Source organism: Sphingopyxis flava, assembly GCF_900168005.1.
GTDB lineage: Bacteria > Pseudomonadota > Alphaproteobacteria > Sphingomonadales > Sphingomonadaceae > Sphingopyxis > Sphingopyxis flava.
The window spans coordinates 1-1166 of the sequence record NZ_FUYP01000108.1 but is presented as its reverse complement, the minus strand read 5'-3'; the positions used below and the strand labels follow the sequence as shown (position 1 = coordinate 1166).

Genomic DNA, 1166 nt, shown 5'->3' with positions numbered 1-1166 from the left:
ATGAATATGTCCGTCAACTCTGGACCTACGATGGCGATTCGGACAAGAATGCAAATCGATGGGAAAACGGACAGATCGGGACCGGCCTTGGCGCTGATCGGCTATGCACGAGTCTCTACCGGCGACCAGAAGCTGGCGCTCCAGCATGACGCGCTGAATGCAGCCGGATGCGAGCGCATCTTCGATGACCATGCGTCCGGCGCGAAGACCGATCGACCAGGACTGGCCGAGACGTTGGCCTACCTACGTGATGGCGACACGCTGGTCGTGTGGAAGCTCGACCGGCTCGGTCGCTCGATGAGCCATCTGATCGAGAAGGTTGGCGAGCTTGCCGCGCACGGCGTGGGCTTCCGTTCGTTGACCGAGCAGATCGACACCACCACGTCGGGTGGCATGCTGGTGTTCAACATCTTCGGCTCGCTCGCTCAGTTCGAGCGCGATCTAATCCGCGAACGCACCAACGCCGGGCTGAAGGCCGCACGGGAGCGGGGGAGCCTTGGTGGGCGGCGCCCCGTCATCACGCCTGACAAATTGCGCAAGGCACGCGCTCATATCGCGGCAGGGCTGACTGTCCGCGAGGCGGCCACGCGGCTCAAGGTTGGCAAAACCGCGCTCTACAAGGCGCTCGAAGGCACCGCTGCCAAAACCGCAGTCAAAGTATGAGGAAAGAGTGATGCACGAACGCGATCCCAACATCGTCGCCTCGAGCCTGTCTGGTGTCGTCACCGAGCAGGGCGTCACCGTGAAAGTGAACATCATCCGGTTGGAAAATGAGCCGGGCTGGTCGCTCGAAGTCGAAAACGAGCATGGAACGTCTACGGTCTGGGACGACCTGTTCGCGACTGATGATGCCGCGCATGCCGCTTTCCGCCAGACCGTCGATGAAGAAGGTATGCGCGCCTTCCTCGACCAGGCTGTCGTCATCCCTTTTCGGCGTTAGCAGAGACGCCGTTCACCGTTCGTTCGATCCTAGCGTACGTAAACATCACTTTCGTGCAGTGACCCCGAAATGGACAGGGCCGAGGCTCAGTCGCTTCGCTCCCTGCGCCCGCACCACCCCCATCAATTTCGCTTCTCCCCTCCCCACCCCGCGCTTCGCCAGCGGGTCAGGGCCGCAGCCGCAGGCAGGCGGCCTTGCCGAAAAAGGAGTGAGAAATGACCATTCA

Annotated in this window: 3 protein-coding genes; 2 read left to right on the top strand and 1 reads right to left on the bottom strand. The window is 61.6% G+C overall.

The genetic code is table 11. The annotated features are described in order from the left end of the window. The first annotated feature begins 87 nt into the window (after positions 1–87). Both B5X69_RS20735 and B5X69_RS20730 read left to right on the top strand, forming a co-directional pair. On the top strand, positions 88–663 hold the full coding sequence (locus B5X69_RS20735) for a recombinase family protein (RefSeq protein WP_031297433.1): 576 nt from the start codon (positions 88–90) through the stop codon (positions 661–663). Between the two features lie 10 nt (positions 664–673). Further along, positions 674–940: a hypothetical protein gene (locus B5X69_RS20730; RefSeq protein ID WP_021224660.1), complete on the top strand. Its 267-nt coding sequence runs from the start codon at positions 674–676 to the stop codon at positions 938–940. Positions 941–985: 45 nt separating this feature from the next. Here the strand turns inward: B5X69_RS20730 and B5X69_RS21820 are convergent. Next, positions 986–1166, bottom strand: a 181-nt coding sequence (locus B5X69_RS21820; protein WP_217699179.1) for a hypothetical protein, incomplete at its 5' end; no start/stop codon positions are given.

What these genes read in the sequence shown, in the direction of transcription:
- B5X69_RS20730 (WP_021224660.1), top strand. Translation starts at nt 674, where the DNA reads ATGCACGAACGCGATCCCAACATCGTCGCCTCGAGCCTGTCTGGTGTC.